Annotated in this window: 23 protein-coding genes; 14 read left to right on the forward strand and 9 right to left on the reverse strand. The window is 74.0% G+C overall.

All coding sequences use genetic code 11. The features are described 5' to 3' along the window. Nucleotides 1–4 precede the first annotated feature (4 nt). Nucleotides 5–1,348, reverse strand: coding sequence for a nicotinate phosphoribosyltransferase (locus tag ACY34I_RS00885; RefSeq protein WP_462751470.1), 1,344 nt, complete (start codon nt 1,346–1,348; stop codon nt 5–7). A 199-nt stretch (nt 1,349–1,547) separates the two neighbouring features. Here ACY34I_RS00885 and ACY34I_RS00890 point away from each other — a divergent pair, with 199 nt between their 5' ends. The 3 genes from ACY34I_RS00890 to ACY34I_RS00900 all read left to right on the forward strand — a co-directional run bounded on the left by ACY34I_RS00890 (nt 1,548) and on the right by ACY34I_RS00900 (nt 4,530). Beyond that, nucleotides 1,548–2,504 (forward strand): hypothetical protein, encoded by a 957-nt coding sequence (locus ACY34I_RS00890; protein WP_462751472.1) that lies wholly within the window; start codon nt 1,548–1,550, stop codon nt 2,502–2,504. Nucleotides 2,505–2,606: 102 nt separating this feature from the next. After that, on the forward strand, nt 2,607–3,269 hold the full coding sequence (locus ACY34I_RS00895; RefSeq protein ID WP_462751474.1) for a hypothetical protein: 663 nt from the start codon (nt 2,607–2,609) through the stop codon (nt 3,267–3,269). Between the two features lie 31 nt (nt 3,270–3,300). Next, a complete protein-coding gene (locus ACY34I_RS00900; protein WP_462751476.1) occupies nt 3,301–4,530 on the forward strand; it encodes a M23 family metallopeptidase in 1,230 nt (409 codons plus the stop codon). A gap of 67 nt (nt 4,531–4,597) precedes the next feature. Here the strand turns inward: ACY34I_RS00900 and ACY34I_RS00905 are convergent, their stop codons facing one another. After that, on the reverse strand, nt 4,598–6,487 hold the full coding sequence (locus ACY34I_RS00905) for a zinc ribbon domain-containing protein (RefSeq protein WP_462751478.1): 1,890 nt from the start codon (nt 6,485–6,487) through the stop codon (nt 4,598–4,600). Nucleotides 6,488–6,721: 234 nt separating this feature from the next. Between ACY34I_RS00905 and ACY34I_RS00910 the strand changes: the two genes are divergently transcribed. Beyond that, nucleotides 6,722–7,054 carry a putative quinol monooxygenase gene (locus ACY34I_RS00910; RefSeq protein ID WP_462751480.1) on the forward strand — a complete coding sequence of 111 codons (333 nt, stop codon included), beginning with the start codon at nt 6,722–6,724 and terminating at the stop codon, nt 7,052–7,054. Here the strand turns inward: ACY34I_RS00910 and ACY34I_RS00915 are convergent. Together ACY34I_RS00915 and ACY34I_RS00920 are read right to left on the reverse strand one after the other, a co-directional pair. After that, nucleotides 7,051–8,625 carry a Na+/H+ antiporter gene (locus ACY34I_RS00915; RefSeq protein ID WP_462751482.1) on the reverse strand — a complete coding sequence of 525 codons (1,575 nt, stop codon included), beginning with the start codon at nt 8,623–8,625 and terminating at the stop codon, nt 7,051–7,053. The two genes, ACY34I_RS00910 and ACY34I_RS00915, sit on opposite strands and share 4 nt — an antisense overlap. Nucleotides 8,626–8,750: 125 nt before the next feature. Further along, nucleotides 8,751–9,371 carry an L-threonylcarbamoyladenylate synthase gene (locus ACY34I_RS00920; RefSeq protein ID WP_148798831.1) on the reverse strand — a complete coding sequence of 207 codons (621 nt, stop codon included), beginning with the start codon at nt 9,369–9,371 and terminating at the stop codon, nt 8,751–8,753. Nucleotides 9,372–9,497: 126 nt separating this feature from the next. Between ACY34I_RS00920 and ACY34I_RS00925 the strand changes: the two genes are divergently transcribed. Beyond that, nucleotides 9,498–9,818 (forward strand): hypothetical protein, encoded by a 321-nt coding sequence (locus ACY34I_RS00925; RefSeq protein ID WP_462751485.1) that lies wholly within the window; start codon nt 9,498–9,500, stop codon nt 9,816–9,818. 23 nt (nt 9,819–9,841) lie between these two features. On the opposite strand, the gene iolD is transcribed toward ACY34I_RS00925, so the two are convergent. The 4 genes from iolD to iolC form a co-directional block, all read right to left on the reverse strand. Then, entirely contained in the window at nt 9,842–11,692 is a 1,851-nt protein-coding gene (gene iolD / locus ACY34I_RS00930) for a 3D-(3,5/4)-trihydroxycyclohexane-1,2-dione acylhydrolase (decyclizing) (protein ID WP_462751487.1), read from the reverse strand. Then, a complete protein-coding gene (iolB, locus tag ACY34I_RS00935; RefSeq protein WP_462751489.1) occupies nt 11,692–12,576 on the reverse strand; it encodes a 5-deoxy-glucuronate isomerase in 885 nt (294 codons plus the stop codon). Before iolB ends, iolD begins: the two co-directional genes overlap by 1 nt. A 76-nt stretch (nt 12,577–12,652) precedes the next feature. Beyond that, nucleotides 12,653–13,549, reverse strand: coding sequence for a Cgl0159 family (beta/alpha)8-fold protein (locus ACY34I_RS00940; RefSeq protein WP_462751491.1), 897 nt, complete (start codon nt 13,547–13,549; stop codon nt 12,653–12,655). Then, nucleotides 13,546–14,511 (reverse strand): 5-dehydro-2-deoxygluconokinase, encoded by a 966-nt coding sequence (gene iolC, locus ACY34I_RS00945; RefSeq protein WP_462751493.1) that lies wholly within the window; start codon nt 14,509–14,511, stop codon nt 13,546–13,548. Before iolC ends, ACY34I_RS00940 begins: the two co-directional genes overlap by 4 nt. Nucleotides 14,512–14,696: 185 nt before the next feature. Between iolC and ACY34I_RS00950 the strand changes: the two genes are divergently transcribed. From ACY34I_RS00950 to ACY34I_RS00990, 9 genes are all read left to right on the forward strand, one after another. Next, on the forward strand, nt 14,697–15,434 hold the full coding sequence (locus ACY34I_RS00950; RefSeq protein WP_462751495.1) for a GntR family transcriptional regulator: 738 nt from the start codon (nt 14,697–14,699) through the stop codon (nt 15,432–15,434). Nucleotides 15,435–15,586: 152 nt separating this feature from the next. Further along, on the forward strand, nt 15,587–16,984 hold the full coding sequence (locus tag ACY34I_RS00955; RefSeq protein WP_462751497.1) for an extracellular solute-binding protein: 1,398 nt from the start codon (nt 15,587–15,589) through the stop codon (nt 16,982–16,984). Beyond that, on the forward strand, nt 16,959–17,918 hold the full coding sequence (locus ACY34I_RS00960) for a carbohydrate ABC transporter permease (RefSeq protein WP_462751499.1): 960 nt from the start codon (nt 16,959–16,961) through the stop codon (nt 17,916–17,918). Before ACY34I_RS00955 ends, ACY34I_RS00960 begins: the two co-directional genes overlap by 26 nt. 43 nt (nt 17,919–17,961) lie before the next feature. Further along, the gene (locus tag ACY34I_RS00965; protein ID WP_462751501.1) at nt 17,962–18,804 is read left to right on the forward strand and encodes a carbohydrate ABC transporter permease; all 843 of its coding nucleotides are present in this window, start codon (nt 17,962–17,964) and stop codon (nt 18,802–18,804) included. After that, nucleotides 18,804–19,940 carry an ABC transporter ATP-binding protein gene (locus ACY34I_RS00970; RefSeq protein ID WP_462751503.1) on the forward strand — a complete coding sequence of 379 codons (1,137 nt, stop codon included), beginning with the start codon at nt 18,804–18,806 and terminating at the stop codon, nt 19,938–19,940. The genes ACY34I_RS00965 and ACY34I_RS00970 overlap by 1 nt, the downstream gene beginning before the upstream one ends. Nucleotide 19,941: 1 nt before the next feature. Then, nucleotides 19,942–21,150 (forward strand): CehA/McbA family metallohydrolase, encoded by a 1,209-nt coding sequence (locus ACY34I_RS00975; RefSeq protein WP_462751505.1) that lies wholly within the window; start codon nt 19,942–19,944, stop codon nt 21,148–21,150. Then, nucleotides 21,141–22,052 carry a sugar phosphate isomerase/epimerase family protein gene (locus tag ACY34I_RS00980; protein ID WP_462751507.1) on the forward strand — a complete coding sequence of 304 codons (912 nt, stop codon included), beginning with the start codon at nt 21,141–21,143 and terminating at the stop codon, nt 22,050–22,052. Before ACY34I_RS00975 ends, ACY34I_RS00980 begins: the two co-directional genes overlap by 10 nt. Continuing rightward, nucleotides 22,049–23,179, forward strand: a complete 1,131-nt coding sequence (locus tag ACY34I_RS00985; RefSeq protein WP_462751509.1) for a Gfo/Idh/MocA family protein — start codon at nt 22,049–22,051, stop codon at nt 23,177–23,179. The genes ACY34I_RS00980 and ACY34I_RS00985 overlap by 4 nt, the downstream gene beginning before the upstream one ends. Then, complete coding sequence (locus tag ACY34I_RS00990) at nt 23,179–26,025, forward strand: glycoside hydrolase family 38 N-terminal domain-containing protein (RefSeq protein ID WP_462751511.1); 2,847 nt, start codon at nt 23,179–23,181, stop codon at nt 26,023–26,025. Before ACY34I_RS00985 ends, ACY34I_RS00990 begins: the two co-directional genes overlap by 1 nt. Nucleotides 26,026–26,058: 33 nt before the next feature. Here ACY34I_RS00990 and ACY34I_RS00995 read toward each other — a convergent pair whose 3' ends face one another. Further along, the gene (locus ACY34I_RS00995) at nt 26,059–26,685 is read right to left on the reverse strand and encodes an SGNH/GDSL hydrolase family protein (protein WP_462751513.1); all 627 of its coding nucleotides are present in this window, start codon (nt 26,683–26,685) and stop codon (nt 26,059–26,061) included. Between the last annotated feature and the right edge of the window lie 81 nt (nt 26,686–26,766).

Genomic DNA, 26,766 nt, shown 5'->3' on the forward strand with positions numbered 1-26,766 from the left:
AGCATCAATAGGTGCCACCGTGGCCCAGCTCCGCGGTCACCCGCTCGTGCAGCGCGGTCAGCGCCGGGCTGACCGTGACGGCGAGCGGCGTGGGATCGGTCAGCCGCCGCGTTCCCTCCGGCAGCCAGGCGAGGTCGGCGTCGAACCGGCGGCGGGCGGCCCGCACCTCGCCGGCGGGATCGGCGCTCTCGAGGCGCCGGCCGCCGCGCATGACCGGCACCAGCAGCGGCTCACGGTCCGCCGGCGGCGGCTCGTCGCGCAACCCGACCAGATCCCCTTCGGCGCCGGCGGGATCGCGGAAGACCTGCTTGGGCCCGGGCAGGGTGGCCTTGCCGGGCGACAGCTTGAGCACCGGCCGGTCCCCGTAGGCGACCAGCTTGTACGCGCTGTCCAGCGACGGCGCGTCGTACGAGACGCCCATCTTCGTGCCCACGCCGTACCCGTCGATCGGGGCACCCTGGGCGACGAGCTCCGCGATGACGTCCTCGTCCAGGCTGCCGCTGGCGACGATCCGGGCCTGCCGCAGCCCGGCCTCGTCGAGGATCGCCCGGGCCTGCCGGGCCAGCGCCGCCAAGTCCCCGGAGTCCAGTCGCACGGCCATCGGGCCGGTCAGCCCCAGTTCGGTGATGACGTCCACCGCAGCCCGGACTCCGGCGGGCGTGTCGTAGGTGTCCACCAGGAAGATCGGGTTCGTGGGGAAGTCGGCGGCGAACGCGCGGAACGCCGCCCGCTCGTCGGGGAACGCCTCCACGTACGAGTGGGCCATCGTCCCGGACGGGGTGAGCCCGTACCGCCGGGCGGCCTCGACGTGGCTGGTCGCGGCGAAGCCGGCGATGGCCGACGCCCGCGCCACGCCCGCCCCGGCCTCGATGCCGTGCGTGCGGCGGAACGCGAAGTCGACCAGCTGCGCGTCGCCGGCGGCGAGCCGGCAGCGGGCGGCCTTGGTGGCGACCGTGGTGTGGAAGGTGATCAGGTTCAGCACCCCGGTCTCCACCAGCTGCGCCTCCGCGATCGGCGCGGTCACCTCCAGCAACGGCTCGTCGGCGAAGACCACGCGACCCTCCGGTACGGCCCGCACGTCGCCGGTGAACCGCAGCCCGGCGAGGGCCGCCAGGGCCGGCGGGTCGAGCCCGACGACCTCCCGCAGGTAGCCCAGCTCGTCGTCGTCGAAGGCGAAGCTCTCCAGGAAGTCCAGCGCCTCGGCCAGCCCGGCCGCGACCAGGAAGCCGCGCCGGTGCGGCAGGCGGCGGACGAAGAGGCTGAACGTGGCGGGCTCGGTCATGCCACGGCGCAGGTAGCTGGCCGCCATCCGCAGCTCGTACAGGTCGGTGCGCAGTCCGCCGCTCATGCCACCTCCTCGACCACGCCCCCACTGTGGTCGACCGGGCCTCGGCGCGTACGGCAAACCGGCGATCCTGACGGCGGCGCCCGGCGAGGGCGACCGCGTGTCAGGTGGCCGACCCGAGCTGTCCATCAGGGCCGTGAGCTGCGGATACTGGAGACGGTCGGCCCTGTCGGCCGACCGGCCGGTGAGCGGAGGCCACGCCATGACCCAGCACGACGCCCCGCCGGAGGAGGCGATCCGGAGCGGGAACACCGGCGCTGGCACCAGCGCGGTGCCTGCCGCCGCCTGGCAGGTCCGGGTCCGCACCAAGGTCGACGACCTCTACCAGCAGCTGGCCAGCCTGGCCGCCCGCGACCCGCCCACCGCCGCCGGGGTCGTCCCGCTCCAGCGGCAGCTGTCCGGGGTGGAGGCCGTCCTCGGCCGCAGCGACGTGGTCGACTGGCTGCGCGGCGGGAAGATCGAGTACGCCTGGCAGACCATCCACACGGTGGAGCGGGCCATGGTGGAGCTGCGAACGCCGGCGGAGCTGCTCGGGCTGCTGCCCGCGTACCGGGACTCGGCCGCCCAGTTCCTCAAGGCGGACGACAAGGTGCTGCTGGACTTCGACGCGACGAAGGACCTGGCCGAGCCGGAGCTCTTCCGTGCCAAGGTCCGGGCGCTGCTGCTGCGCTACCACCAGGCGTCGGACGAGTTCCACGAGTCCGCCCGCCGGCTGCGCAACCGGATGCTGGGCATCTCCGTGTTCGCGCTGCTGGCCGAGGCGCTGCTGGTCCTGGTGCAGTGGCGCAGCCGGGACGTGCACCTGCTCAAGCCGCCCGGCGACGCGGCGGGCGTGCCGGCGTGGCGGCTGCTGTTCTTCGTGCTGCTCGCCGGCGCGCTGGGCGCGTTCATCAGCGCACTCCCGTCGATGATCACGTCGCGTTCCGGCGGGCTGCCCTACAAGTTGCCGTTCCAGCAGGGCCTGCTGAAGCTGGCCGTCGGTCCGCTGGTCGCGCTGGTCGGCATCATGCTGGTGATCGGTGGCCTGGTGGAGTCCACGGTCGGCAGCACGGCCGCCCTGCTGGGGGTGGCCATCGTCTTCGGCGCCGGTCAGCAGGCGGTCACCGCGTTCGCCGACCGGCGGGCGGCGGAGCTGCTGACCACGGCCAGGAAGAGTTGACGTCGGTACGCTTCGACGGAGGTGACGGCCGCCGCCGGTCGAGGCCTGGCGGTCCGTCCGGTTCGGCGGGCGGACGTGCGGCGGTGGGCCTAGAGTGTGGGGATGGGGGAAGCGGTTGCCGCGTCCGCGGTGGCCATCACGGCCGCCGTGATAGGTCTTGCTCCGACGCCGACGCCCAGCCCGCCGCTGGACGCCGCTCCCGTGCTGACCTCGGCCCCGTTCGGCGCGCTGCCCGGGCAGCAGGTCACCCACACCGTCACGATCGCCGGCACGGCGACTCTCGTCGCCGCGCGGATCACGTTCACCACCACCGCGGATCTGGAGCGGGTCACGGCGCGCGCCCAGCCGGGCTGGTGCTCGGTGACCGCCCGCGAGGTGGTCTGCGACCTCGGTGACATCCGGCTGGCCAGCGGCTCACCGGCGCCGCGGATCACGATCACCGGGCGGGTCCGTCCGGGTGCGACACCCGGGACGGTGGTCCGTAACCGGGTCAGCCTCACCTCCGACCAGATGCCGGAGAACGGGGCCCAGATCGCCAGCAACGCCTACCTGGTGCCCGGCTCGACCGCGACGCCCACGGATCCGCCGGCGGAGCCGCAGGCGGCGGCGCCGGTCGACCCGGCGGCGCCCCGGTCGATGCGGGTGCCCACCGTCCTGGCGGTGGTGGTGGCGGGCGTGGCCGCGGCCGGAGCGGTGCTGACCCGTCGACGGTTGCGGCAGCGTCGGGCGGAAAGTGTTACGACCGGGCGGCCGGATCCGATGTAGCAGGCGGAGGCAGGCGCGTCAGGAGTGCGGCATGGATCGACGGTGGTGGCGGCGGACGACGCTGGCGGCGGTCGCCGGAGCGGCGACCCTGGTCACGACGTCCACCTGGCTGGATGCCGGGTCCGGCAGCGCGGCGGCGCAGGGGCCGCTGCCCCTGCCGACCGCCCTGCCCGTGTCGTTGCCGCCCGTGTCGCTGCCGCCCCTGCCGCTGCCGTCGATCACCCTGCCCTCGCTCACGCCACCGTCGCTGAAGCCGCCCACCGCCCGGCCGACGACTTCGCCGTCGGCCGGCCCCGCCACGGGGCACACCCCGGGGCCGACGCCGACCTCGTCGGGCGTGCCACCGCGGGCCGGCGGGCCGGCCGCCCCGGCCCCGATCGCGGCCGCGCCGACCGTCGATCCCGGGTCCGCCCCGGCGCTCATCGCCGCCGACCCCGGCGCCGACCTGTACCCGCAGCCGCCGGTGGACGCCGCCGACACGCCCGACGCCCGGCAGGTGGCCGCGCTCACCGACGTCGAGCGCCGGATCCAGTACCTGCAGAACATCCTGGCCCGCACCCGCGACGACCTGGCCACGGTGCAGCGCCAACCCGATCCGGTGCTGCAACTGCTGACGGCCTGGACCGGCGGCCCGGCGCCGGCCGGTGACCCGGCGCCGGCCCTGGCCGTGGCCGACTCCACGGACCTGCTCGACACGCCCACCGGCCGCGCCGCCGCCCTGTCCGCCGCGATCACCTCCGGTCAGGAAGAGCTCGCCGGCCGGCAGCGCGAGGAGGCGGCCCTGCGGCAGGAGATCGAGCGGCGGGCCCGCTCCGCCTCGGTGACCGCCCCCGCGACGGCGCCGACGGCGCGGGTCGTCGCGGGCGGCGGCCGGCTGGGCCGGCCGCTGGCGGGCCGGCTCACCAGCCCCTTCGGCGTCCGGTTCGACCCGTACTACCACGTCTGGCAACGGCATCCGGGGATCGACCTCGCCGCCCCGACCGGCACCCCGATCGTCGCCGCCGCCGACGGGCGGGTCACCCGCGCCGGATGGTACGGCGGATACGGCAACTACACCTGCATCGACCACGGCCGGGCGTCCGGGCAGCGGCTGTCCACCTGCTACGGCCACCAGTCCCGGCTGCTGGTGTCGCCCGGCCAGCGGGTCCGGGCCGGCCAGGTGATCGGCCTGGTCGGTTCGACCGGCGCCTCCACCGGACCACACCTGCACTTCGAGGTGCGTCTCGGCGGCCGGGCCGTCGACCCGCTGCCCTGGATCTGAGGCGTCCAGGTGACGGACCGCTGGTGGCGTCGCCCGCCCGGGCTCCCGAGGTGGGTAGCGTCCCTGATCAGCTTAGTGATCCTGAGTCGGATTGGGTTTCCGGGATCGTTTCCCACCGTGGTGGGGACGCGTGGGCGTGGAAGTGGAATCCCGCGCCCAACGCGGCTCCTCGCGGCCGGTGACCGGTGGTGGGTGTGCTGATCGTTGTCACGCCCTGGTGCCGGTGGGCTGCGCGGGGCAACCTCAGCCGGTCCGTTGGCGCGTGTCCCTCCGGACGCTTACCCGCCGAGCCGTGAGGTCTGGTGGGGGAGGGTGCCCTGCGTCGCCTGGGCGCAGGGCGTGGTGCCTTGCGCCGGGTGGGACCAGCCTTCGACCGGTCCCCCCGGTGGCTCTTCGTGATGACCGCTGCCGTTTCGAGTTTCTCGACCACGGCGCGAATGACCATGTGCCCGCTGGTCTTGTCAATGACGGTCTTTGCCTGATGGGCGAGGCCGCGGGCGGCGATGCGCCGCCAGGCGCCCTGGTCGCGGTCGCCTTGCCAGCGGCAGGACTGGTGGGGACACAGGGCCCATTTCCAGCCCGCCACCGTGGGCTTGTCGGGGGCCTTACAGTGCCGTAGCGGGGTCAAGCAGTGCGGGCAGTGTTTGGAGGTGTTGCGGGCAGGCGTGGTGACCACGGCGATACCCGCCTCGGCGGCGAGGTGCCGCATCCGGTCGACGATCTGCCCGCGCACCTGCTGCGACAGCCGCGTGTTGAGGGTGGCGCCCATGCCCCGTGCTTCCAACGACTGCAGATCTTCCACGTAGATCACGGTCGCCCGGGCGGCGATCGCCTGGTCGACCGCCCAACGGGCGGCAGCCCAGGCAAGCGCGGCGTTGAGATGCGCGCGGCGGGCGGAGACGTGCCGGATCTCGTCGCGCAGCACCTCGTGCTTGCCGACGAGGTGATGCCGCTCGTCACGGCCGGCGAGGCGCTGGTAGTGGTCGGCTTTGGCGTGCAACCGCTCACCGTGCCGGCGCAGGCGATGCTGCTTGGCCAGGACCCCGACCGCCCGGAACTGACCACCCGCCCCCAACGCGGTGATCCGGCCGTCCTCGTGCAGTCGCAGGGCTCCAGCGGACAACAGGGTGTTCAGCCCCCAGTCCACGCCGAGCGCCACCGAGTGACCGGTGCGCCGGGCCTTCGGCACCGGGTGGCTGTATGCCATGTCGGCGTGCACCTGCCCGCCGGTGACGCGCAGGGTGGGCAGGTGCAGCACCGCGCCCGCGGGGACCGTGGGCGGCAGGCTGATCGGACAGGCCACCCACGTCCAATCCCGATACGATCGCGGATCTGGGCGGGTGGGCAACTGCAACCGCAGCAACACCCTCCTGGGGTCGGTGTCGGAGCGTTCGATGCTGGCCTGCTGCCGGTCACACGCGGCCAGCAGCAGCATCCGCGCGACCTTTGGGACGCCTTCCAGTTCGAACACGTCCACCGGCAGCCGGCCATTGGCGGCAAGGAACTTCGCAGCCTGCCGGGTGCGGCCCTTGATGACGCTGGACGGTAGATGCTCCCCGCCCGGAACCGCCTTGCGTACCTGCTCCCACTCCTGCACGGTGCGCTGACGCGGATCGTCCGGCCACGTCGCCAGCACCCCGGCGATCAGGTCAGCCCGCCACGACGCCGAGCGCAGAACCCGCCCCGCCTGCTCCTGCGCCATGCGCACGACCCGGTCATTGACCCTCACACCCACCGGCGCGGTAACCGTCCAGCCCAAGCGCCGCAGCGCCATCCACGCATTCGACGGAAGCTTCCGGCCGCCCGCGTCGTGTCCGGAGGCCAACACATCCACATCCGCGGAGTTCCAGCGCTCCACCAACAGGCCGGACACCATCCCCGCCACCAGATCGGCACACCAGCCGATCCGTTGCGCCAGCACCGCCTGCGACAGGACCTCACCGCTCTCCTCGTCCACCCCAGATCCCAGCAAAACGCGGGCGCAAGCGGTACGGGAAGCCTCACCCTCGGCCAGCGGCAGCTTTCCGGTCACCGGCTCATCGCCTCGACATCGATCCAGGAGAACCCGCGATCACGACCGGCCCACCTCACCGGAATCTCCCCCGAACCAGCCCAAAGGCGAAGCGCCACGGTCCACACGGTTAACCTATGATCACCGACGATTCCTGATCAAGTTGTTAGCCTGATTGCCATGATCTTCATTACCGCCAAGTTCCGCGTGAAGCCCGAGGACGCCGACCGCTGGCCGCAGATCGTCGCGGAGTTCACCGAGGCCACCCGCGCCGAGCCCGGCTGCCTGTGGTTCGACTGGTCGCGCAGCCTGGCCGACCCGACGGAGTACGTGCTGGTCGAGGCGTTCCGGGACGACGAGGCCGGCGCCGCGCACGTGCAGTCGGAGCACTTCCGCACGGCGCAGCGGACGCTGCCGCCGTACCTGGCCGAGACGCCGCGGATCGTCAACGTGACCGTTCCACAGCAGGACTGGTCGCTGCTCGGCGAGATGGCCGTCCCCGAGAGCCGTTAGTCCTCGACGGTCGGGCCGAGCAGCCGGATCTCCTCGATGTCCAGGGCCGCCTGCACCTCGCGCAGCACGGCGTCGTCGATCTGGTTGGTCCGCCGTAGCCGGGTCAGCTCCTGCCGCTTGGCCTCCAGCACCCCGAGTCGCAGCCGCCGGGCGAGTTCCCGCTCCCGCAGCATGTCCTCGTCCTGGGGAGTGCGGATGTCGTGGAGGTGGTCCTGGTAGTCGGAGCGGAGCCGGTCGACAGCATCCGGTGGAGCGCCGATGTCGGCGGCTACCTGGGGCAAGGCGTCCAGTCCGGCCTGGGTGGCGTGGATTCGTGCGCGACGGGCCTCGTCCTCGCGTTCCATGTCGCCGCTCAGGCCGGCCCAGGTGGCCACGGCGGGCAGGGTGGTGCCCTGGATCAGCATGATCAGCACGATGACGGTGACCGTGACGAAGATGATCAGATCCCGGTCCGTGACCGGGGTGCCGGTGTGGGTGGTCACCGGCACGGCCAGGGCGGCGGCCAGGGAGACCGCGCCACGGAAGCCGGCCCAGCCGGCGACGGTCCGCTCCCCCTGGTTGAAGCGGCGGCCCCGGCGGGACTCGCGCCGGTCGAGGGCCTGCAGGCCGCCGACGGCCAGGTGCAGCCAGATCATCCGGATCACCACCACGACCACGGTCACCGCGGCCGCGATGCCGAGCGATTCGATCGGTGAGTGACTGGTGATGCTGCGCAGCGTGCGCGGAATCTGGGTGCCGAGCAGCACGAAGAGGCTGCCGTTGAGCATGAAGGTGAACAGGTCCCAGAACGCGAACGCCACGATCCGGGAGCGCGCCCGGATCACCCGCGGGGCGGCGTAGGAGAGCACGAGCCCGGCGACCACCACGGCGAGGACGCCGCTGGAGTGCACCGACTCGGCCAGCAGGAAGGCCACGACCGGGGTGAGAATGCTCAGCCCGCCCTCGCGCAACGGGTCGTCGAGGTGCCGGCGGATCAGCACGACCACCCCACCGACCAGCAGACCGGCGGCGATGCCGACCGCGGCCGAGCCGACGAACCGGCCGAGCAGGCCGAGCGGCCCGGGGAAGGCGCCGCCGGCGATCACGCCGACGGTCACGGAGAAGAGCACGAGCCCCGTACCGTCGTTGATCAGGCTCTCCGCGCGCAGCGTGGTGAGGATGCCGCGCGGCATCCGCTTGGCCAGGCCGGCGACGGCGGCGGCGTCGGTGGGCGCGAGCACGGCGCCGAGCACCCAGGCTGCCGTCGGCTCGACGCCGAGGGCCCGGGCGGCGTACGCCACGGCGCCCGCCGAGATCACCACGAGCACCACCGCGAGCAGCGCGATCGACGCGAGGTTGGCCCGGATCTCGCGGAGGCTGATGACGAGGCTCTCCCGGTAGAGGATCGCCGGGAGGAAGAGCAGCAGCACCACGTCGGGCGGCAGCACCACGTGCGAGAACGGTGGGAACACCCCGAGCAGCGCGCCCATGGCGATGAGCAGGACGGGCGGCGCGACCCGGTACCGGCCGCCGATCGTCGTGCCGATCAGCACCGTCGCTCCCAGCACCGCGATCAGCAGGAGCGCTTCCACGTCGTACTCCCGTCACCCGGTCGCCGTGGTGCGGCGGCGGGAGGTTTCACGGAGTACGCCGCCGCACCAACATGGTGGTACGGCAGTCCGATGGCGCGGGGACAAACCAGTTAATTGGGCGGCGGCTACTCGAATCGCGAGGGGTCCCCGGCGCCGCGGCGCAGGATCTCCGGTTCGGGCCCGGACAGGTCGACCACGGTGGTCGGCTCGGTCCCGCACTCCCCCGCGTCGACGACCGCGTCGAGCTGGTGGTCGAGGCGCTCCTTGATCTCCCAGCCCTGGGTCAGCGGCTCGTCCTCGTCGGGCAGCAGCAGCGTGCTGGACAGCAGCGGCTCGCCCAGCTCAGCCAGCAGCGCCTGGGTGACGGTGTGTTTCGGCACCCGCACTCCGACGGTGCGCTTGCGCGGCTCCTGAAGCCGGCGCGGCACCTCGTGCGTGGCCGGCAGGATGAACGTGTAGCTGCCCGGGATGGCGGCCTTTACCAGGCGGAAGACCGCGTTGCTCACCTTGACGAACTGGCCGAGCTGGGCGAAGTCGCGGCAGACCAGGGTGAAGTGGTGCCGGTCGTCGAGCCGGCGGATCTCCCGGATCCGGTCCAGGCCGGCCCGGTTGCCGATCCGGCAGCCGAAGGCGTAGCAGGAGTCGGTGGGGTAGGCGATCAGTCCGTCGTCCCGGATCAGGTCGACCACCTGCCGCAGGGTCCGCGGCTGGGGGTTGTCCGGGTGCAGGTCGTAGTACCTCGCCACGGCGCCCAGCCTATGCCCGGCCGCGCGCCCGCCCACGGCGGGGCGCGGCAGAAAAATCGCCGGTCGCAGGTTTGGCCGAGCAGCGGACTGGAAAGGAGGAGCCCGCTCGAAGAGGGGGGACCGACCATGTCCGACGCCAGTACAGACCGCGACGACGACCGTCCGGCCGAGGTGACCGACCCGCTGCTGTGGCGGCTCGCCAGCGCCGTGGCCGACACCCACCAGCCGGACGAGAACGGCGCCTGCGACAACGGGAGTTGCTTCGGCGTGGCCTGGCCCTGCGCCGCTTGGAACAGCGCCCAGGAGGGGCTGCGGGCGGCGCAGGCCGCGCCGACCGTCGACCAGACCCAGCCGGACGCCTCGGCCGGGCCGGCCGCCGAGCTGCCGCCGCCCCCGCCCTGGCAGCCACCGGCCGCTCCGTCGCCGTTGGCGATCACCGCCGCCTGAGGCAGCCGGGCCGCTGTCGCACCTCAGGAGGGGCGCAGGTGGACGCGGCGCGCCTTGCGCCCCGTCTCGTACGCGGCCCGGGCCGCCCGGGCCGCCGCGCCGGTGGACACCTCGGCCACCGGCACGTCCCACCACGCGCCACCGTCCGGGCCCGGCTCCATCGGGTCCGTCGCGACGTGCACGACCGTCGTCCGGTCCGCGGCCTTCGCCGCGGCCAGCCCGGCGCGCAGCTCGGCCGTCGTGGTCACCCGGATCACCTCGGCGCCCAGGCTGGCCGCGTTCGCCGCGAGGTCGACCGGCAGCGGCCCGCCGGCCCGGTCCCGGTAGGCGGTGCCGAGCCGCTGCGCGCCGACGCTCTCGGACAGCCGACCGATCGACGCGAAGCCGTGGTTGTCGACCAGCACCACGACCAGCTTGACGCCCTCGGCGACCGCGGTGACCAGTTCGCTCGGCAGCATCAGATAGGAGCCGTCGCCGATCAGGACGAACACCTCCCGGTCCGGCGCGGCCAGCTTCACCCCGATCCCGCCGGGGATCTCGTAGCCCATGCAGGAGTAGCCGTACTCGACGTGGTAGCCCTTGGGATCGCTGCTGCGCCACAGCTTGTGCAGGTCGCCGGGCATCGACCCGGCCGCGCAGACCACCACGTCGCGCGGGCCTGCGGCGTCGTTGACCGCGCCGATGACCGCCGCCTGGGTCGGCGCGGCGTGCGCCTCGGCGTGCCGGGCGCGGTCCACCGCCGCCGCCCACCGGGCGGCCAGGTCCGTGACGGTCGACCGGTACGCCGCCGCGGTGGCCCAGTCGCCGCAGGCCGCACCCAGCGCGGTCAGGCTCTCCCGGGCGTCGCCGACCACCTGGGTGCCGGACAGCTTGGCCGCGTCGAAGCCGGTGATGTTGAGGTTGACGAACCGGGCGTCACCGAAGAGCGTGCCGGAGGCGGTGGTGAAGTCGCTGTAGCGGGTGCCGATGCCGAGCACCACGTCCGCCTCGGCGGCGATCTCGTTGGCCGCCGTCGTGCCGGTGACCCCGACGGCGCCGAGGCAGAGCGGGTGGTCGTGCGGCAGCGCGCCCTTGCCCGCCTGGGTCTCCACCACCGGCACGCCGTGCCGCTCGGCGAAGTCGCGCAGCGCCTCGGTCGCGCCGCTGTAGATCACCCCACCGCCCGCCACCACCACCGGACGGCGGGCCGCGGTGACGATCCCGGCGGCCCGCCGCACCGCCGCGTCGTCCGGGCGGGGGCGGGGCACGTGCCAGGTCCGGTCGGCGAACAGCTCCTCCGGCCAGTCGTACGCCTCGGCCTGCACGTCCTGTGGCAGGGCGAGGGTGACCGCTCCGGTCTCCGCCGGATCGGTGAGCACCCGGATCGCGGCCAGCAACGCCGCCGGCAGCTGCTCGGGCCGGTTGATCCGGTCCCAGTAGCGGCAGACCGGGCGCAGCGCGTCGGTGACGCTGACGTCGTAGGAGCGGGCGTCCTCGAGTTCCTGCAGCACCGGGCTGGCCGGCCGGGTGGCGAAGAGGTCGCCGGGCAGCAGCAGCACCGGCAGCCGGTTGATGGTCGCCCCGGCCGCGCCGGTGACCAGGTTGGTGGCGCCGGGCCCGATGGAGGTGGTGCAGGCCAGGGTGCTCAGCCGGTCGGTCATCCGGGCGTACGCCGCGGCGGTGTGCACCATTCCCTGCTCGTTGCGGCACAGCCGGTACGGCAGGTCGACGCCCAGCGCGGCGGCCCCGGCCAGGGCCTCGCCGAGCCCGGCCACGTTGCCGTGGCCGAAGATGCCGAAGCAGGCCGGGATCAGCCGCCGCCGCTGCCCGTCGCGTTCGGTCCACTGCCGGGCTAGGAAGGTCACCAGCGCCTGCGCCACGGTCAGCCTGCGCATTACTCGCCTCCCGCCCGGGCCAGTGGCAGCCGGGGGTCGACCGGCTGGCCGGCCCAGCTCTCCCGGATCCAGCCGTGCCGCGGGTCGTCCACGCAGGCCATGGTGCGGGCCGGACCGGGACCGGCCAGCACGTTGAGGTAGTAGAGGTGGTAGCCGGGCGGCGCCATCGACGGCCCGTGGTAGCCGTACGGGACGAGCACCACGTCGCCGCTGCGCACCTCGGCGAGGACCTCGATCGGCCGCCGGTCGGTGCCGTAGACCCGCTGGTAGCCGACCGCGCCGCCGTCGCCCGGCGCCGCGCCGGACACCTCGAAGTAGTAGATCTCCTCCAGCCGAGCCTCGACCCGGCCGTCGTCGTGGATCCGGTCGTCCTCGTGCTTGTGCGGCGGGTACGACGACCAGTTCCCGCCGGGGGTGAGCACCTCGACGGCGACCAGCCGGTCGCAGTCGAACGCCTCCGGCGCGCAGAAGTTGTTGACCTGGCGGCTGGCCGGCCCGGCCCCGCGCAGCTCCACCGGTACGTCCCGGGCCGCGCCGTAGCGCGGCGACAGTCGGCGGGTGGCCCGGGCCGCGGGCAGCGCGAACCGTCCCTGGCCGCGGACCGTGACCGTGGCGTCGCGGGGCAGGTAGGCGAAGTCGGTGACCGCGGCGAAGACCGAGGCGCGGCCGGTGAGTCGCAGGCTGAGCCCGTCACAGTGCACGGTGGCGGCCCCGGCCAGCGGCAGGACCAGCATCTCCTCCGCGCCGGTGGTGAAGCTGACCTCGCCGCCGGCGGGCAGGGTGAGCACCCGCAGGCCCGCGTACGTCCAGCCGGCCCGCTCCGGCGTGACCTCCAGCGCCCAGGGCTTCCGCGCCGTGGACCCCCAGGGCAGGTAGGCACTCATGCAGCCACCTCGCTTCGCTCGGCGGCTGCCTGAGGCTCCATCGCGCGGTGCCTGATGATTCGCTCGCTGCGCTCGCTCATGCGGCCACCTCGCCCTGCCTCGTGGGCAGCAGGGAGTGGGCCAGGTCGACCGCGGCGGCCACGTCGTCGTCCGGCGGGTACAGCAGCGCCCGGCCGACCACCAGGCCGCGCACGCCGGGCACCCGCAACGCCCGCTGCCAGCGGGCGTAGACCGCGTCCGGGGCCTCCGTCGGGTCACCGCCGAGCAGCAGCACGGGCAGCGTGGTCGCGGCCATCACCCGGTCCATCTCGTCGATCGCCGGCAGCTTCAACCAGGTGTATGCCGACGTCGTGCCGAGCGCCTGCCCGACGCTGACGCTCTTGATCACCGCCTCGGGCGTCAGGTCGACGTGCACCCGCCCGTCCGTGCGGCTGACCCACATCGGCTCGACCAGCGCCACGGTGCGGTGTGCGGCGAGCGCGCTGACCGCCCGGGCGCACCCCTGCAAGGTGGAGACGGTGCCGTGGTCGTCGGGGTCGATCCGGCAGAGCATCTTGCCGCCGTCGTAGCCCATCGCGGCGATGCTGTCCGCGTCGTACGCGGTGAACCGGTCGTCCAGCTCGAACGCGGCGCCGGAGAGGCCCCCGCGGTTCATCGAGCCGATCGCCAGCCGGTCCTCCAGCGCGCCCAGCAGCAGCAGGTCCTCCAGGATGTCCGGGGTGCCGAGCACGCCGTCGACCCCGGGCCGGGACAGCGCGAGCCGCAGCCGGTCGAGCAGGTCGGCCCGCCCGGCCATCGCCATCGGACGGCCCCGCACCGCGAGGGCGGCCCGGGCCGGATGGTCGGCGGCGATGACGAACAGCGGCCGGTCGTGGTCCGGCCACGGTCGGCGGGCGCGTCGGGCGGCGGCCTCGGCGATCGCCTGGGGCCGGTGCGCGCGGGTGAGGGTCAGTGCCTCGTACTCGGTGCTCACCCGTCTCCTTCCGTCGCTGGGGCCGGCTCCGCCCGGGCCACCAGCGCCTCGGTCTCGGCCTCGTCGGGCATGGCGGACGAGCACGCCAGGCGGGAGGCGACGATGGCCCCGGCCGCGTTGGCGAAGCGCAGCGTCCGGGCCAGCGGCCAGCCGCGCAGCAGGCCCAGGCAGAGGGCGCCGCCGAAGGCGTCCCCGGCACCGAGGCCGTTGACCACCTCCACCGGCACCGGCGGCACCCGGACGGTCTCCGCGGCGGTGGCGGCCAGCACGCCGTCCGGCCCCAGCTTGACCACGGCCAGGCACGGGCCGCGGTCGAGCAGCCGCCGGGCGGCGCGTTCCGGGTCCCGGTCGCCGACGGCCACCTCGACCTCGTCGAGGTTGCCGACGGCCACGGTGACGCGCGGCAGCGCCTCGGCGTACGCGGCCGTGGCGGCGGCCGGTTCCGACCAGAACATCGGCCGGTAGTCCAGGTCCAGGATGGTGTGCGGGCGTCGGGCACGGGCGGCCAGCGCGGTGGCGTGGGCGTCCCGGCTGGGTTGCTGGCACAGGCCGGTGCCGGTGAGCCAGAGGATCCGCGCCCGGGTGATCGCGGCGAGGTCCAGCTCGTCGGGGTGGATCTGTAGGTCCGGCGCGGTGGGGGTGCGGTAGAACCAGATCGGGAAGCGGTCCGGCGGGAAGATCTCGCAGAAGGTGACCGGGGTGGGCAGCCCGGCGACCGGGCGTACCTGGCTGTCGTCGACGCCGAAGTCGCGCAGCGCCCGGTGCACGTAGTCGGCGAAGGCGTCGGCGCCGGTGCGGGTGACCACCCCGGCGCGCAGGCCGTACCGCGCGGCGGCGACCGCGACGTTGGTGGCACTGCCGCCGAGGAACCGGCCGAAGGTCTCGACCTCGGCCAGCGGCGTGGCGATCTGCAGTGGATAGATGTCCACTCCGACCCGGCCGATGGTGAGCACGTCGAGCATGCGGCGTCCCTTGTTCCGGGCCGGCGACGGCGTGAGGCGCCGGCTCGCTCCTGGTCATTGATTGGTAACAGTGACCGTGGGTTGTGTCAATGTGTTGTCCTGACATCTGGCGGCTGCGCGGGGTGACCGCTTCGGTACAGTGGCGCCCATCCCCGACCCTGGGCAGCCGTGCCGAGGAGGCCCCCGTGACCAGCCCCGAGATCGTCGTCGACCGGAGCAGTCCGGTCCCGCTCTACTTCCAGGTCGCCGAGCAGTTCGCCGCCGCCATCCAGCGTGGTGACCTGGCGCCGGGCGACCGGCTGGACAGCGAGTTGCAGCTCGCCGACCGGCTGGGACTGTCCCGGCCCACCGTCCGGCAGGCCATCCAGCACCTGGTGGACAAGGGGTTGATCGTGCGCCGGCGGGGCGTCGGTACCCAGGTCGTCCGGGGCGAGGTGCGCCGCGCGGTGGAGCTGACCAGCCTGCACGACGACCTCGCCCGGGCCGGGCGGCAACCGTCCACCTCGGTGCTGGAGCTGGCCACCGTGGGCTGCCCGGCGAAGGTGGCGGCGGCGCTCGGGCTGGACGTCGACAGCCCGGTGCAGCACCTGCGCCGGTTGCGCTTCGCCGACGGGGAGCCCCTCGCCGTGATGGAGAACTGGCTGCCGCTCGACCCGGTCCGGCTCACCCTGGACGCCCTGCAGGCCCGGGGCCTCTACGCCATCCTGCGCACGGCCGGCGTGCGGATCCGCAGCGCCCAGCAGCGGATCGGGGCCCGGGCCGCGACCGCCGCCGAGGCGCAGATGATCGGCGAGCGGCGCGGCGCCCCGCTGCTGACCATGACCCGCACCGCGTACGACGACCAGGGCCGGCACGTCGAGCACGGCGAGCACCTCTACCGGGCCTCCCGCTATGCGCTGGAGGTGACCGTCGTCGAGCGGTGACGGTGGATGTTTCGCACTCATTTCGCTGACAGGTATTTACGTCGTCAGGCTGTCATGACATTGTGGCCGACAAGCACCGCCGGCATGGACCTGCGGCCGGCGGGGCGACCCGCGAGTCTCTTCGAAGTCACTTTTTGCGAAGGGAACAGCCCATGTCAGTCACGCCGAGACGCGTCCCGGCCGTGCTCGCCACGCTCACCGCGGTCACCCTCGCCGTCACGGCCTGCGGTGGCGGCTCGGAGCCAGCCGGCAAGGACGCCAAGAATATCACCCTCACCATCGCCGCCAACGCCATCGCCGGCGGCAAGAACGCCACCGGTGCGGAGTGGATCGAGAAGTGGGTCATCCCCCGGTTCATCGAGGCCCAGAAGGCCAAGGGCGTCACCGCCAAGGTGACGTTCGTGCCCAGCGGCGTCGACGACGAGCAGTACAAGACCAAACTGGCCCTGGACCTGCGGTCCAAGGGCGGCGCCGACGTCATCTCGGTCGACGGCATCTGGGTCGGCGAGTTCGTGCAGGCCGGCTACCTCAAGCCGCTGTCCGACGTGGCCGGTGGCCAGGCCGACTCGTGGGACGGCTGGTCGCAGATCCCGGAGAGCGTGCAGGGCCTGGGCACCTTCGAGGACAAGCGCTACGGCATCCCGCAGGGTACCGACGGCCGGGTGCTCTACTACAACAAGAAGCTGTTCGCCCAGGCCGGCCTGCCCGCCGACTGGCAGCCGAAGAGCTGGCAGGAGATCCTCGACGCCGGCACCAAGCTCAAGGCGCTGCCCGGGGTGACGCCGATCCAGATCAACGCCGGCACGGCGATGGGCGAGGCGACGACCATGCAGGGCGCGCTGCCGCTGCTGGTCGGCGCCGGCGGGGAGATCTGGAAGGACGGCAAGTGGGCCGGCGCCAACCAGCCGGTCAAGGACATGCTCGACTTCTACACCAAGGTCTACGGCAGTGGTCTCGGCGACCCGAAGCTCCAGCAGGAGGCGAAGGGGCGGGACAAGTCCTTCGAGGAGTTCGCCGCCGGAAAGATCGGCATCCTGGGCGAGGGCGACTACTTCTGGCGCAGCGTGATCAACCCGAAGGACGGCACCGCGAAGATGCCCGACCGGGACAGCACCGTCGGGTACGCGATGATCCCGGCCAAGCAGCCCGGCGCGGGCATCCGGGGGCAGGACTTCGTCAGCATGTCCGGCGGCGGCGTCGACGTGCTCAACCCGAACTCGAAGTACCCCTCGCAGGCGTTCGAGCTGCTGGCGTTCATGCACTCCGCGGAGGCGACCAAGGCGCAGCTGGCCGGCGCCGCGCGGATCACCTCCCGCGCGGACGTCAACAAGGAGGTCCTCGCCGGCGACCCGATGCTCAACTTCGTCGCCGAGAAGGTGCTGCCGTTGACCGCCTACCGGCCGCCGCTGGCGGTCTACCCGCAGGTGTCGGTGGCGCTGCAGGAGGCGACGGCGGCGGTGGCGTCGGGCAAGAGCGTCGACGAGGCGGCCTCGGCGTACCAGAAGAAGGTCGAGGGGATTGTCGGTGGTCCAGGTAACGTCTCGTCCTGACGAGACGGTCGCGGGAGGGCGCCCGGCGACGGGCGCCTCCCCGGCCCCCGACGCCGCCGGGCTGGGCCGGGCCCGGGCGGCCGGGTTCCTCGTGCCGAGCATGGTGCTGATCCTGCTCTTCCTCGTGGTACCGGCCGCCTGGACGATCTACCTCGGCGTCACCAACTACCGACTCACCGGGTTGGCCGCGGCCCACCCGGAGGTCGTCGGCCTGGACAACTACACCAAGGCGCTGACCGACGAGCGCTTCCGCACCTCGCTGCTGCTGACCCTGCAGTTCGTGCTCGGCTCCGCGGTGCTCGGGCAGGCCGGGCTCGGCTTCGCGATCGCCTACGCGCTGCGCGACCGGCGGGGCCCGCTGCGCCGGGTGGTCGAGGCGTTCATCCTGCTGTCCTGGATCCTGCCCAGCTCGGTCGTCGCGTTCCTCTGGATCGCCCTGCTCGACCGGGACGCCGGGACGCTCAACGCCCTGCTTGGCACGCCCGGCATGGCCTGGCTGCTCGACCACCCGATGCTGTCGATCATCATCTTCAACACCTGGCGGGGCACCGCGTTCTCGATGATGCTCTACGCCGCCGCGCTGGAGAACGTGCCCCGCTCGCATCTGGAGACCGCCCGGCTGGCCGGCGCGTCCACCGGGCAGCAACTGCGCGACGTGGTGTTCCCGCGCATCCGCGGCCACGTGCTGACCAATCTGCTGCTGATCAGCCTCTGGACGTTCAACGACTTCACGCCGTTCCTGATCACCGCCGGCGGGCCCGAGCAGCGCTCGGAGATCCTGGCAGTCTACGTGTACAAGGTGGCGCTGTCCGGCGGCGAGCTGGGCTTCGGTGCCGCGATCTCGTTCATCATGCTGCTGATCAACCTGGTCATCGCGCTGGTCTACCTGCGCATGCTGGCCGGCGAAGGGATCGGGCGTGAGCGCGAGGAGTGAGCCGGTTCCGCGAGCCCCGCAGTCGCAAAGGAAGGGAGCGGGCGTGAGCGACCAGGCAGCGCGGGCGGCGGTACGGCACGTGCTGGCCCGCATCGGGCGCTACGTCTTCCTCTGCCTCGTGCTCGCCTTCTTCGCCCTGCCGCTGCTCTGGCTGGCCACCGCGCCCTTCGACGACACCCCGACGATCGGCATCTCGCTGCCGCGGTTCACCCTGGACAACTTCCGCACCCTGCTGGACAACCCGTACGCGCTGACCTCGCTGGTCAACTCGGTGTGGCTGGCCGGCGGCACCGCCGTCCTGGTGGTGGTGTTCGCCGCGCTGGCCGCCTACGCGCTGAGCCGGGTGCGGGTGCCGGGGCGGGACGGCCTGCTCTACGGCCTGCTGCTGCTGTCGTCCATCGTGACCGGCACGGCCACCATGGTGCCGCTGTTCGAGCTGGCGTTCCGGCTCAACCTGATCGACTCCCGGCTCGGGGTGATCCTGGTCCTCAGCGGTGGCCTGCTGCCCGCGGCGATCTTCATCCTCAAGGACTTCATGGACGCCACGCCGACGTCGTACGAGGAGTCGGCGCGGGTCTTCGGCGCCAGCGCGTTGCAGATCATGCGGCACATCGTGGTGCCGGTGGTCCGGCCCGGGCTGGCCACCGTGGGGGTGTGGGCGGTGGCGAACGTGTGGGGCAACTTCCTGGTGCCGTTCCTGCTGCTGCGCGGCCCGGACAAGGCCCCCGCCGCGGTGATCATGTACACCCTCTACACCGAGGGCGGGCAGGCCGACCTGCGGCTGCTCTCCACCTTCTCGCTGCTGTACTCGCTGCCGGTGGCGCTGATGTTCGTCTTCGTGAGCAGCAGGTACGGGTTCCGCTTCCACGGAGGGATCAAGCGCTGATGTCCGCCATCACCCTGCGCGAGCTGACCAAGGTCTACCCCAACGGGGTACGCGCCCTGGACACCCTCGACCTGGAGATCGCCGATGGCGAGTTCTTCGCCCTGCTCGGCCCGTCCGGCTGCGGGAAGACCACCCTGCTGCGGACCATCGCCGGTCTGGAGCTCGCCTCCGCCGGCAGCGTGTCGATCGGCGACCGGGCGGTCACCAACCTGCCGCCCGGGCAGCGGGACGTGGCGATGGTCTTCCAGGACTACGCGCTCTTCCCGCACATGACAGTGCGGGACAACATCGCGTACCCGTTGCGGATCAAAAAGGTCGGCCGGACCGCCCGGCACGACAAGGCGGCGGCCACGGCCGACGAGCTGGGGCTGTCGGCGCTGCTGGACCGCCGGCCCGGGCAGCTCTCCGGCGGCCAGCAGCAGCGGGTGGCGCTGGCCCGGGCGATGGCCTGCCACCCGCAGGTGTTCCTGCTCGACGAGCCGCTGTCCAACCTGGACGCCCGGCTGCGGCTGGAGGCGCGCACGTTCCTCAAGCGGCTGCAACGGGAACTGGGCGTCACCACCGTCTTCGTCACCCACGACCAGGCCGAGGCGCTGGCCCTGGCCGACCGGATCGCGGTGATGGAGGGCGGCCGGATCCGGCAGGTCGGCACCCCGACCGAGGTGTTCCGGCGCCCGGCCAACACCTTCGTCGCCGGGTTCATCGGCTCGACCCCGATGAACCTGGTCCCGGCGCGGGTGCACGGCGACGAGCTGGCCGTCGCCGGGGTGCGGCTGCCGGCGCCCGAGGACGTCCGCGGCCGGCTGAGCGACGGCGAGCCGGTGGTCTACGGGGTCCGCCCCGAATACCTCGACTACTCCCCCGAGCCCCTGCCGGGCGCCCTCACCGGCCAGGTCGTGGTGGTGGAGAACCTCGGCAGCTTCTCCCTGGTGTCACTGGACGTGCCGGCCGGGGACGACACGGCGACCAGCGTGCAGGTCGTGGTGCCGGAGGGGCGGGAGCCGGCGCCCGGCGACACCGGCTGGGTGGTGCCGCGACCCGGGCGGTCCCTGGTCTACCGGGACGGCGAGCTGGTCACCGGCGCGGCCGCGCCATCGGTGCCCGCGCCGCGTCCCGGCGTCGGGGCGGACGCCTGAGATGGTGACGCACCGGGGCAGGTGGACGCTGCGGGACCGCGCGGAGAGCATCATGCGCGCCCTGCCGGTCACCGTGCCCCCGGGCACCGCCACGCTCACCGTACGACTCGACCACCCCCGCGACGCGGGCGTGCTCGACCTCGGCTGCCTGGGTCCGGCCGGATTCCGCGGCTGGTCGGGCGGCGCCCGCGACGGCTTCACCATCACCGCCGACTGGGCCACCCCGGGCTACCTGCCCGGCGAGCTGGAACCCGGCGAGTGGCAGGTGCTGCTCCGGCTGCACCGGATCCCGCCCGACGGGCTGCCCTACGAGGTCACCGCCACCACCAGCACCCGCTCCCCCGCCCCACCGCCCGCGCCCGAGGCGCCGCCCCGGCCGGAACGGCCGCCCCGCCCGGCGCTGCCGGAGGTGGACGGCCGGCGGTGGCTCGCCGGGGACCTGCACGCGCACACCGTGCACAGCGACGGCGCGTACACCATCGACGAACTGGCCGCCCTCGCCGCCGGGCGGGGTCTGGACTTCCTCGCCGTCACCGACCACAACACGGTCAGCCACCACCCCTGGCTGCCCGGCGCCTCGGCCCACTACGGCGTCACGCTCGTGCCCGGGCAGGAGGTGACCACCGACCGGGGGCACGCCAACGTCTTCGGCCCGGTGGGCTGGATCGACTTCCGGGAACCGGCCGACCACTGGCTCGCCGCGGCGGAGCGGGCCGGTGGGCTGATGTCGGTCAACCACCCGCTCGGCGGCGACTGCGCCTGGCGGCAGCCGCTCACCACCCGGACCCGGCTCGCCGAGGTGTGGCACTCGGGCTGGTGGGACCGCACCTGGGGCGCCCCGCTCGCCTGGGCGCAGGCGTGGCGGCCGGACGTCGTACCGGTCGGGGGCAGCGACTTCCACCGGCCCGGCGCGGACGCGCTGCCCGGCGCGCCGACCACCTGGGTCCTCGCCGACGGCGACCCCACCGACGAGGGTGCGGTCCGCGCCGCTCTGGCCGCCGGCCGCACCGCCATCTCCGCCGGGCCCGACGCGCCCCTGCTGCTGCGGCTGGGCGACGAACTGCTGGCGCTCGGCGCGGACGGCGCGCTGCTCGGCTGTCCCGACGGCCGGCACCGGGTGGTCCGCGGCGACCGGTGCCTGCTGCCGGCCGCCGACGGGCTGCACGTCCTGGAATCCCACCGCATGGAGGTGATCGCACTGTGCAGCTGACCGGACGCACCAGAGTGGCCGGAGCCCCGGTCAACTACGGCATCTACCAGGCGACCGACCCGGACGTCGGCCCGGAGGACCTGCTCGCGTCGTTGGCCGCCGACGGCTACGCCGGCGTGGACTCCGGGCCGATCGGCTACCTCGGCACCGACGCGGTGCTCACCCGCCGGCTGGCCGCGGCCGGGATCGGGCTGGCCGGCGGCTGGGTCGACCTGCGCTTCGCCGACCCGGACGGGTTCACCGCGGACCTGGCCCAGCTCGACGCGGCGCTGGACGTGTTCACCACCGGGCAGGTCGACGACCTGCGCTTCGCGCCCCGGCCCACCCTGGCCTGCGCCGCCAACCCGGCGCGGATGGCCCGACCCGGCACCCCGCCGGACCTGGCCTCGGCGCTGCCCGCCGCCGCCTGGCCGGGCTTCGCCGCTCGGGTGCAGCGGGCCGTCGACCGGTGCCGGGAGCGCGGCCTGGAACCGGTGTTCCACTACCACCTGGGCACCGACGTGGAGACCGAGGCGGAGGCCGACCGGCTGCTGGAACTGACCGACGTGGCGATCTGCCTCGACACCGGGCACCTGACGCTGGCCGGCGGCGACCCCGTCGCGGCGGTGCACCGGTGGGCCGGGCGGATCGGCCAGGTGCACCTCAAGGACGCCGACCTGGCCGCGCACCGCCGGGTACGGGACGCCGGCGGCGGTCTCACCGAGGTGGTCGCCGCGGGCGGGTTCTGTGCGCTGGGCACCGGCGACGTCGACCTCGCCGCGGTGCTGCGCGGCCTGGACGAGACCGGCTACGCCGGCTGGCTGGTGATCGAGCAGGACGCGCCCGAACGGGGACGGAACCTGGACCGGATCCGCGCCGACCAGCGCGCGAACCTGCGCTGGCTGGCGGAGGTGCGGCGATGACCGAACCGGGGAAACGGATCAGGATCGCGGTCGCCGGGCTGGGGATCATCGCCCGTACGGTGCACCTGCCCCTGCTGCAGCGCCGCGCCGACCTGTTCGACGTCGTCGCGCTCAGCGACCTGTCCCCCGCGCGGCTGGCCGAGCTCGGCGACCGGTACGGCGTCGAACCGGCCCGCCGGTACGCGGACGCGGCCGAGATGCTCGACGGCGGTGGCTGCGACGCGGTGCTGCTGGCCACGTCCGGGTCGCACGGCGAACTCGCCGCCGCGGCGTGGGACCGGGGGCTGCCCGTGCTCTGCGAGAAGCCGCTCGCCTACACCCTCGCCGAGGCGGACCGGCTGACCGGGGCGGCGCTCATGGTGGGCTACATGAAGCAGTACGACCCGGCGGTGGTCGAGGCCGCCCGCCTGCTGGACGGGATCGGCGGCGCGGCGGCGGTGCACGCGGTCGAGGTGACCGTCCTGCACGCCGCCGGGGAGCAGCAGCTCACCTTCGCCCACCTGCCTCCGCCGCCGGTCGACGTGCCGGCCGCGGCGGTGGCCCGGCTGCGGGAGGCCGACGCGCGGCTGCTCGACGCCGCGGTGGGCGGGGACGCTGGGGCGCGCGCCCTCTACCAGATCCTGATCAACAGCATCTCGCACGACCTGTCCCTGCTGCGGCTGTTCACCGGGGCGCCGGCCACGGTGGACCAGGTGGCGACGTGGCCGCTGGCGCCCGGCGGGCCGTCCGAGCCGTCGGTGGAGATCTCCGGCCGGCTGCCCGCCGGCGGCCGGTACGGCATCCGGTGGCTCCACCTGCCGGACTACCCGGCCTACCGGGAGACGGTCACCCTGCACCACGCCCGGGGCACGCTGGAGCTGGTCTTCCCGTCGCCGTACCTGCTCAACGCCCCGACCACGCTGACCGCGGTGGACCGGCACGACGGCGGCGAGCGGCGGACGCAGTTCCGGTCGGTGACCGAGGCGTTCGAGCAGGAACTGGTCGCCTTCCACGCGATGGTGACCGCGGGCGCGCGCCCGCGGACCGGCGTCGCCGAGGGCGCGGCCGACCTGCGCACCAGCCAACAGGTGGTACGCCGCTACGGGGAGCTGACCGGGGCGGCGATCGGCGGAGAGGCGGCGAGCTGATGCACCGGCCGACCGAGATCATCGTGGTCCCGCACACGCACTGGGACCGGGAGTGGTACGAGCCGTTCCAGCGGTTCCGGCTGCGGCTCGTGGCGCTGCTCGACGAGGTGTTCGACCGGATGGCGACCGACGAGCGCCAGCGGTTCACGCTGGACGGCCAGCTCGCCGCGGTCGACGACTACCTGGAGGTGCGCCCGGAGCGCCGGGAGCAGGTGGTCGCGCTGGTACGGGCGGGCCGGCTGGCCATCGGGCCGTGGCAGATCCTGCTCGATGAGTTCCTCTGCTCCGGGGAGAACATCGTCCGCAACCTGGAGCGCGGGCTGGCCCGCAGCGCGGCGCTGGGCGGCGCCATGCCGGTCGGCTATCTGCCCGACATGTTCGGCCACATCGCGCAGATGCCGCAGCTGCTCGCCGGCGCGGGCCTTGCCCACGCCTGCGTGTTCCGGGGCGTGCCGGACCGGGTCCGGTCGCACGCGTTCGCCTGGCAGGCCCCGGACGGCACCGCGATCCGCACCGAGTACCTGCCCGGGGGCTACGGCAACGCCGCCGGGCTGATGGACGACCCGCGACTGGTCACCCGCCGGGCCGCCGAGCTGGCCGAGCGGCTGCGCGGCTGGCGATCGGCCGGCGACGACACGCCGATCCTCGCGATGTACGGCACCGACCACGCCGCCCCGGCGCCGGACGCCCCCGACCTGCTGGCCGCCGCGGCCGTCGACGGCGTACGGCTGCGGCTCGGCACCCTGGCGGAGTACTTCGCCACCCAGCCGGCCACGGTGGACGGGCTGCCCACGGTGACCGGGGAGCTGCGCTCGCACGCCCGGGCCAACATCCTGCCCGGCGTGATCTCGGTACGGGCCCATCTCAAGCAGGCGATGGGCCGGGCCGAGCGGCGCGTCGAGCGGTACGCCGAACCCCTCGCCGCCCTCTACCACGATTCGTCCGTGCAGCGGTTCCTGGACATGGCCTGGACCCGACTGATCGACGCGAGCTGCCACGACTCGGTGACCGGATGCGGCTGCGACGAGACGGCCGAGCAGGTGGCCGCCCGGCTCGCCGAGGCGGACCAGCTCGGGCGGGCGGTGTGCGACCTGGTGGGGGCGCGGCTGGCCGGCGGGGTGCCGCGCGACGGGTACCTGCTGTTCAACCCGACTCCGGCGGCCCGGACGGCCCTGGTCCGGCTGGACGTCGAGGTGCCGGCGGACGGACCCGTCGGCCTGCTCACCGCGGACGGTCGGGTGGCGTCCGTCCAGGTCCTCGACCACGCCCCGCTGCTGCTCGCCGACGAGGTGGTGCCGGCCGCCGACCTGCCCGCGATCCTCACCCGGGTCCACGGCCGGGAGCTGTACGGGCAGGAGGTCACCGCGTGGTCGGTGTCGGCCGCCGACGCCACCCTGACATTCCAGGTGGCCCGGCACGGCGACCCGATGTTCGACGTCGAGGACGTCCGGCTCGCGCTCGCCGCGGCCACCGGCCCCGACAGCTGGCGGGTGCGCATCGTCGCCGCCCCGCGGGTGACCGTCGCCGCGCTGGTGGACGTCCCCGCGCTGGGGCAGGCCGCGGTGCGCCCGGTCGCCCTGCCGGTGGCCGGCGCGACACCGCCGCCCACCGACATCGCCCCGGCGGCCGGCGCGGCACGGCCGCCCACCGACATCGCCCCGGCGGCCGGCGTGGCACCGCCGCCCACCGGCGCCGCCCGGCCGGCGCCGGTCGTGCTGGACGGCCGGAAGGTCGACAACGGTCTGCTGCGGGTGACGGTGGCCGAGGACGGCACGCTGCGGCTGTCCACCCCGGACGGACTGAGCGTCGACGGGGTCGGCCGGATCGTCGACGGCGGCGACGTGGGCGACAGCTACAACTACGCCCCACCGGCCGCCGACGAACTGGTCGACAAGCCCCGGGCCGTGCGTACCGTCGTGGTGCACCAAGGTCCGGTGGTCGCCGTGCTCGACGTGGTCCGCGAATACCGCTGGCCGGTCGGCGCCGACGTGGACGCGGACTCGCGCCGGGTGGAGCGGGAGACCGTCACGGTGACCACCCGGGTGGAGGTGCGGGCCGGTGAGCGGTTCGTCCGGCTGCGGCTGACCTTCGACAACCGCTGCGACGACCACCGGGTCCGGCTGCACCTGCCACTGCCGGCACCGGCCGCCACGTCGTACGCGGAGGGGCAGTTCGCGGTCGTGGCGCGGGGGTTGACCGCCGAGGGCGGCGGTGGTGAGGTCCCGCTGCCGACCTTCCCCGCCGCCGGCTTCGTCGCCGCCGGCGGCGCCGCGGGCTCGCTCGCGGTGCTGCTGACCCAGCCCACCGAGTACGAGCTGACCGAGTCCGGCCGGGAGCTGGCGGTCACCGTGCTGCGGGCGATCGGGATGCTGTCCCGCAACCGGCACGCCCTGCGGGACGAACCGGCCGGCCCGCAGCTGCCTACGCCGCAGGCGCAGTGCCGGGGCGAGCGCAGCGTCGAGCTGGCGGTGCTGCCGTTCCGGGGCGACTGGGACTCCGCCGGGGTGCCGGCGGCGGCCGAGGCGTACCGGCACGAACTGCTGGCCTTCGCCGGGGCCGGGGACCCGTCGGCCGGGCTGCCGGCGCCGGTTACCGGGCTGACGGTCGACGGGGACGGCGTCACGCTGACCAGCGTCCGGGACCGGGCCGGCCGGGTCGAGCTGCGGGTGGTGGCGACCCGCGACACCGGCGCCGTCATCGGGGCCGGGCGCGGCGTACGCGGCGCGTGGCGGGCAGACCTGCTCGGCCGGCCGGGCGCGCCCCTGCCGGTCGACGGTGACGGCCTGGTCCGGGTGCCGCTGCGCGCCTGGGAGATCGCCACCGTCCAGCTCGACCTGGCCGGCTGAGCCGACGGGGGTCGGGCGCGCGTCGCCCGACCCTCAGGCCGTCGGCGTGACCGCCCGCAGCCAGGCCTGGGCGATCAGGGCGTGGCCGAACGGCGTCGGGTGCACGCCGTCGCGGGTCCACACCCGGTCGTCGACGTCGGCGGCCTGGAACAGCTCGTCGACCGCGACCAGCGTCGCGTCGAACTCGGCGGCGAGGCGGCGTACCACGTCGACCTTCGGGTCGAGGTCCTCCCGCCAGCCGCGCTGGGCGTCGTCGAGCGGGACGACGAACGGCTCGACGAGGACGATGCGGGCACCCAGCCGCCGGGTCTCCTGGAGGATGTGCCGGTAGTCGCGGGCGAACTCGTCGGCGCTGGTCGGATCGTCCTTGCTGTAGCGCCGCCAGGTGTCGTTGACGCCGATCAGCACCGACACCACCTGCGGGGCGAGGGCCAGGCAGTCGTCCGCCCAGCGGGCGCGCAGGTCGCGCACCCGGTCGCCGGAGATCCCACGGTTGCGGAAGCTGACCCGGTGTTCGGGGTGGCGGGCGGTGAACCAGGCCGCCGCCATCATCGCGTAGCCGGTGCCGAGGTCGTCGCCGCAGGACCGGTCCCGGCCGGCGTCGGTGATGCTGTCCCCGATGAAGAGCACTCGCCCGCCGCGCGGCACCGCCACCGTCATCGCCATCTCCTCCCCTGGACGTTTCGCATGATCATGCAGTGGCGGTCGGGGCGGCCGGGTGACGGGGTCGCCGTAGCGGCC

The organism is Micromonospora sp. RTBAU3-60 (assembly GCF_054963695.1).

Coding starts and splice junctions, on each gene's coding strand:
- ACY34I_RS00970 (WP_462751503.1), top strand. CDS start 18,804: ATGTCCGCCATCACCCTGCGCGAGCTGACCAAGGTCTACCCCAACGGG.
- ACY34I_RS00885 (WP_462751470.1), bottom strand. CDS start 1,348: ATGAGCGGCGGACTGCGCACCGACCTGTACGAGCTGCGGATGGCGGCC.
- ACY34I_RS00975 (WP_462751505.1), top strand. CDS start 19,942: ATGGTGACGCACCGGGGCAGGTGGACGCTGCGGGACCGCGCGGAGAGC.
- ACY34I_RS00895 (WP_462751474.1), top strand. CDS start 2,607: ATGGGGGAAGCGGTTGCCGCGTCCGCGGTGGCCATCACGGCCGCCGTG.
- ACY34I_RS00900 (WP_462751476.1), top strand. CDS start 3,301: ATGGATCGACGGTGGTGGCGGCGGACGACGCTGGCGGCGGTCGCCGGA.
- ACY34I_RS00910 (WP_462751480.1), top strand. CDS start 6,722: ATGATCTTCATTACCGCCAAGTTCCGCGTGAAGCCCGAGGACGCCGAC.
- iolB (WP_462751489.1), bottom strand. CDS start 12,576: ATGAGTGCCTACCTGCCCTGGGGGTCCACGGCGCGGAAGCCCTGGGCG.
- ACY34I_RS00995 (WP_462751513.1), bottom strand. CDS start 26,685: ATGACGGTGGCGGTGCCGCGCGGCGGGCGAGTGCTCTTCATCGGGGAC.
- ACY34I_RS00985 (WP_462751509.1), top strand. CDS start 22,049: ATGACCGAACCGGGGAAACGGATCAGGATCGCGGTCGCCGGGCTGGGG.
- ACY34I_RS00925 (WP_462751485.1), top strand. CDS start 9,498: ATGTCCGACGCCAGTACAGACCGCGACGACGACCGTCCGGCCGAGGTG.
- ACY34I_RS00890 (WP_462751472.1), top strand. CDS start 1,548: ATGACCCAGCACGACGCCCCGCCGGAGGAGGCGATCCGGAGCGGGAAC.
- ACY34I_RS00990 (WP_462751511.1), top strand. CDS start 23,179: ATGCACCGGCCGACCGAGATCATCGTGGTCCCGCACACGCACTGGGAC.
- iolC (WP_462751493.1), bottom strand. CDS start 14,511: ATGCTCGACGTGCTCACCATCGGCCGGGTCGGAGTGGACATCTATCCA.
- ACY34I_RS00955 (WP_462751497.1), top strand. CDS start 15,587: ATGTCAGTCACGCCGAGACGCGTCCCGGCCGTGCTCGCCACGCTCACC.
- iolD (WP_462751487.1), bottom strand. CDS start 11,692: ATGCGCAGGCTGACCGTGGCGCAGGCGCTGGTGACCTTCCTAGCCCGG.